Annotated in this window: 4 protein-coding genes; 2 read left to right on the forward strand and 2 right to left on the reverse strand. The window is 63.0% G+C overall.

What is annotated here, in order from left to right:
- Positions 1–1112: nicotinate phosphoribosyltransferase (locus Q0L57_RS06665; RefSeq protein WP_296739816.1), on the reverse strand; the 1112-nt coding region annotated here is incomplete at its 3' end.
- A gap of 198 nt (positions 1113–1310) precedes the next feature.
- A complete protein-coding gene (gcvA, locus tag Q0L57_RS06670; protein WP_296739818.1) occupies positions 1311–2285 on the reverse strand; it encodes a transcriptional regulator GcvA in 975 nt (324 codons plus the stop codon).
- A gap of 212 nt (positions 2286–2497) precedes the next feature.
- Here gcvA and speB point away from each other — a divergent pair, with 212 nt between their 5' ends.
- A complete protein-coding gene (gene speB / locus Q0L57_RS06675) occupies positions 2498–3553 on the forward strand; it encodes an agmatinase (RefSeq protein WP_296739819.1) in 1056 nt (351 codons plus the stop codon).
- 133 nt (positions 3554–3686) lie between these two features.
- Positions 3687–4490 carry a transporter substrate-binding domain-containing protein gene (locus tag Q0L57_RS06680; protein WP_296739823.1) on the forward strand — a complete coding sequence of 268 codons (804 nt, stop codon included), beginning with the start codon at positions 3687–3689 and terminating at the stop codon, positions 4488–4490.
- Positions 4491–4493: the final 3 nt, after the last annotated feature.

Raw genomic sequence — 4493 nt, forward strand, 5'->3', positions numbered from 1 at the left:
TCGAAATCGTTGGTGAGGTTGGTGCCCCAGCCGAAGGACATGCGCACCTTGCCGCGGAAATGCCTGTAGGTTTCCTCGATAGTCTCGACCTCGAGGCCGTCGGAGAAGATCAGCAGCTTCTGCTTGGGGTCCTTCCCCTTCTCGCGCCACCAGGAGATGATCTTCTCGCCGCCCTCGATCGGCGGGGCGCTGTCTGGGCGGAAGCCGGTCCAGTCGGCGACCCAGTCCGGCGCGTCGCGCAGGAAGGATGCCGTGCCGAAGGCGTCGGGCAACACGATCAGCAGGTTGCCACCATAGTAGCGCTGCCAGTCCTGCAGCACCCTGTAGGGCGCTTCCCGCAATTCCTTTTCCGAATTGGCGAGCGCCGCAAACACCATCGGCAGTTCATGCGCGTTGGTGCCCAGCGCCTCGAGGTCGTTGTCCATCGCGAGAAGCACATTGGAAGTGCCTGTAAAGGCCTCGCCGATGCCTTCCTTCAACGCCTCGACGCACCAGCGCTGCCACAGGAACGAGTGGCGGCGGCGCGTGCCGAAATCGGAGATGCGGATGCCGGGCAAGGCCTTCAGTCGTTCGGTCTTGTCCCACATCTTGGCCTTGGCGCGGGCATAAAGCACGTCGAGCGCGAACGGGCCGTAGGAACGCATGGCCGCGCGGGATCGGAGCTCGTTGATGATGGCCAACGCCGGGATTTCCCACAGCGTGGTGTACATCCAGGGGCCGGCGAAGGAGAGCACGTACTGCCCGTCACGCTTGGTCAGCTCGTACTCAGGCAGGCGGAAGCCTTCCAGCCAGGCGAGGAACTCCGGTTCGAAGATCTGCTTGCGGCCATAGAAGGTGTTGCCGCCCAGCCAGATCATCTCCTTCTTGGAGAAACGCAGCGTGCGGGCATGGTCGAGCTGCTCGCGCAACTCACCTTCGTCGATATCGTCGGCGAGGCGCACGGAGGTGGTGCGGTTGATCAGGGTGAAGGTGGCATTGACCTTGGGATACATGCCCCAGATCATCTGCAGCATGAGAAGCTTGTAGAAATCGGTGTCCAGCAGGCTACGGACGATCGGGTCCAGCTTCCAGGTGTGATTGTAGACGCGCCGCGCTATATCGGTTCGTGCCATTTCCGCTCACCATAAGCGCATCGCGCCGAAGTGGAGGCGACGCGCTTCAAGCCTTCGTTTTCAGCAATTCCGGACGAAAGACCGCCGCGCGGTTTTCCTGGAATTGTCTTAGCCGATTGCCTCTTAGCATTGAATTTTTGAAAGCGCTGCCCGCTTTGCCGGCTGGCCCGACAAAAAGAGGCTGCGACGGTCCAGCCTTCAGCCCTGCGTCCTTGCGCCGATAACCTTGAGCGCGGGACGTTTTCGGCGATTGGACGAGCGACCGGCCACGGGCGCGTCGGCGCGCGCTTCGTCCTGCTCCTTTTCGGCGAACAGCCAGTCTATGAAGAGCTGGACGATCGGCGCCGAGCGCATCTCGTTGCGGCAGACGACGTAGAAGTCGTCGACCGCCGGCACCGACAAAGTGAACGGCGCAACGAGCATCCCCCTTGCGAGCAAGGCGCGCGCGGTCACGGAATCGCCGAGCGCAACGCCGTGGCCGTGAACGGCGGCCTCGACCGCCATGCGCGCATCGCCGAGACGATGGCGTCGGCCGCGTTCCAGATCCAGCGCGTCGGCGGCCGCCAGCCAGGTGTGCCATTCGCGGCCGTCGTCGCCATGCAGGAAGACATGATCGGCAAGGTCGCGCACGGTGCGGATCGGACGGTTGTTGATCAACGTCGGGCTGACAACGGGGAACAGTTCGAGACCGGACCATTTGCGCATCCAGCAGTCGGTCCAGCCGCCATCGCCATAGTGCACGCAGACATCGACATGCGGCGCACGAATATCCTTGGCATCGTTGGACGGGATCAGGGTGAGCTGGATATCCGGATATTGCGCGGTGAATGAGCCCAGCCGGGGCGTCATCCAGAGCAGCAGCAGCGCCGGCACGCAAGAGACCGAGAGCGTGCCGGCGCGCGCCGGCCTGGTCATGCGCTGGGTAGCGGCGGCGATGCCGTCGAAAGCGGCCGACACTGCGGGCAACAGTTCTGCGCCGTGCGGCGTGAGCTTTACGCGTTGGCCGGTGCGTTCGAACAGCTTCACGCCGAGCGACAGCTCCAATGCCTTGATCTGATGGCTGACGGCGCCGTGGGTGACGTTGAGCTCGCCGGCGGCCTTGGTCAGCGAGGCATGGCGCGCCGTGGCTTCGAAAGCGCGAAGGGGGTTCAGCGGCGGCAGGCGTTTGGCCACAGGTAACTTCCACAACTCTGTGAGATTTTCTCACAAACGAGAGCCTAACAATATCAATTGCTTTTTCAAAGCCGCTGCCCGACACTTTTGCCGCAGACAGCTTTCAAGAGACGTGAGCCCGCAAGCACCAGCGGATATGATCCAGCCCGACGACGGCTGGCTTGGCGACCGCCGTGCGGGCACCCTGCAGGCAGCATGAAGGAGGAATTTCGATGGGTTATGATCGCGGCAAGCTCGAGGCGTTGCGCCGCAAATATGGCGAGAGCCATGGCGGCGAGATGTTCGATCCGAAGTTCCGCAAGGTTGCCGACAAGATCTTCAACAAGAGCGGCACGCGCCTGGCGCCCTATTCCGGCATCCCGACCTTCCTCGCCGCGCCTCATCTCCAGGTCGCGGCCGAAAATCCGGATTTCGGCGACTTGCAGGTGGCTATGATCGGCGTGCCGATGGACCTCGGCGTGACCAACCGCCCGGGCTCGCGCTTCGGGCCGCGGGCGCTGCGCGCCATCGAGCGCATCGGGCCATACAACCACGTGCTGGAATGCGCGCCGACGCATGAGCTTCGGGTGGCCGATATCGGCGACGTGCCGTTCCGCAGCCGCTACCGGCTGGAGATCAGCCACGAGGACATCGAAAAGCGCGCCAACCAGATCGTCGACGCCGGCGTGCTGCCGCTTTCGGTCGGCGGCGACCACTCGATCAGCCATCCGATCCTGAAGGCGGTGGGCAAGAAGGCGCCGGTCGGCATGATCCATATCGACGCCCACTGCGACACCAGCGGCCTGTTCGACATGACCAAGTTCCACCATGGCGGACCGTTCCGCAACGCGGTGCTGGACGGCGTGCTCGATCCGTCGCGCACAATCCAGATCGGCATTCGCGGCTCGGCCGAATATCTGTGGGAGTTCACCTACGAGTCCGGCATGACCGTCGTCCATGCGGAAGAGGTGACCGGCCTCGGCATCCCCGCCATCATCGAGAAGGCGCGGAAAATCGTCGGCGACGGCCCGACCTACATCTCCTTCGACGTCGACAGCATCGACCCGGCTTTCGCGCCGGGCACCGGCACGCCTGAAGTCGGCGGGCTGACGACGCGCGAGGTGCTGGAACTGGTGCGTGGGCTGAAAGGCCTCAACATCGTCGGCGGCGACGTCGTCGAGGTGGCGCCGCAATACGACTCGACCACCAACACCGCCCATGTCGGCGCCCAGGTGCTGTTCGAGATCCTGAGCCTGATGGTGTTCAGCCCGGCACTCAAGAAGGACTAAAGTCGATTTTTTCCACGCAATTCCGGACGGAAAACCGCGTCGCACTTTTCCTGGAATTGCTCCAACCAAATACGGCCGTCGCGCTGGAGCCGGCGGCCGTATTCAACAACAAGCTTCCAGCAGGGGAACCACAATGACACTTCGCAACGCAGTGAAATACGCATTCGCAGCAGTCATGATGCTGGGCTCCGCCGGCCTGGCCAGCCAAGCCGCGAAGGCCGACGCGATCGACGACATCACCAAGGCCGGCGCCATCAATGTCGGCATCTTCTCGGACTTTCCGCCATTCTCCTCGGCCAGCGCCGACATGAGCATCAAGGGCTATGACGTCGACGTGGCGCAGGCCATCGCCGATTCCTTGAAGGTGAAGCTCAACCTGGTCAGCGTGACCGGCCAGAACCGCATTCCCTACCTCACCGACAAGCGCGTCGATATCCTGATGAGCGTCGGCTACTCCAAGGAGCGCGAGCAGGTGATCGACTTCGCCGCCGCCTACGCACCTTACTACATTGCCGTCATCGGCCCGGCGGCGCTTGCCGTCAAAGGCAAGGACGACCTCGCCGACAAGTCGATCGCCGTCAATCGCGGCACGCTGGAGGACACATCGCTCACGCAAGCCGCGCCTTCGTCGGCCGATATCCGTCGTTTCGACAACTACAATGCCGTCATCCAGGCTTTCATCTCGGGCCAGACGCAGCTGATGGTGGTCGGTAACGATGTCGGCGCGCAGGTGCTGGCCAAGCAGGATGCGCTGAAGCCCGAGCAGAAATTCCAGTTGCTCACCTCGCCTTCGCATATCGGCCTCAACAAGAACGAGGACCGGCTGAAGAAGGCGGTCAACGATGCGGTCGCCAAGATGCTGGCCGACGGCAAGCTGGACGAAAGCTCGAAGGCCTGGCTGAAGACGCCGCTCAATCCCGACAACCTCAAGGATTGATCC

Origin of the sequence: Mesorhizobium sp., from assembly GCF_024509055.1 — a bacterium.
GTDB lineage: Bacteria > Pseudomonadota > Alphaproteobacteria > Rhizobiales > Rhizobiaceae > Mesorhizobium.

Excerpts from the sequence above, each read along its gene's own strand:
- speB (WP_296739819.1), top strand. The coding sequence starts at position 2,498 with ATGGGTTATGATCGCGGCAAGCTCGAGGCGTTGCGCCGCAAATATGGC.
- Q0L57_RS06680 (WP_296739823.1), top strand. The coding sequence starts at position 3,687 with ATGACACTTCGCAACGCAGTGAAATACGCATTCGCAGCAGTCATGATG.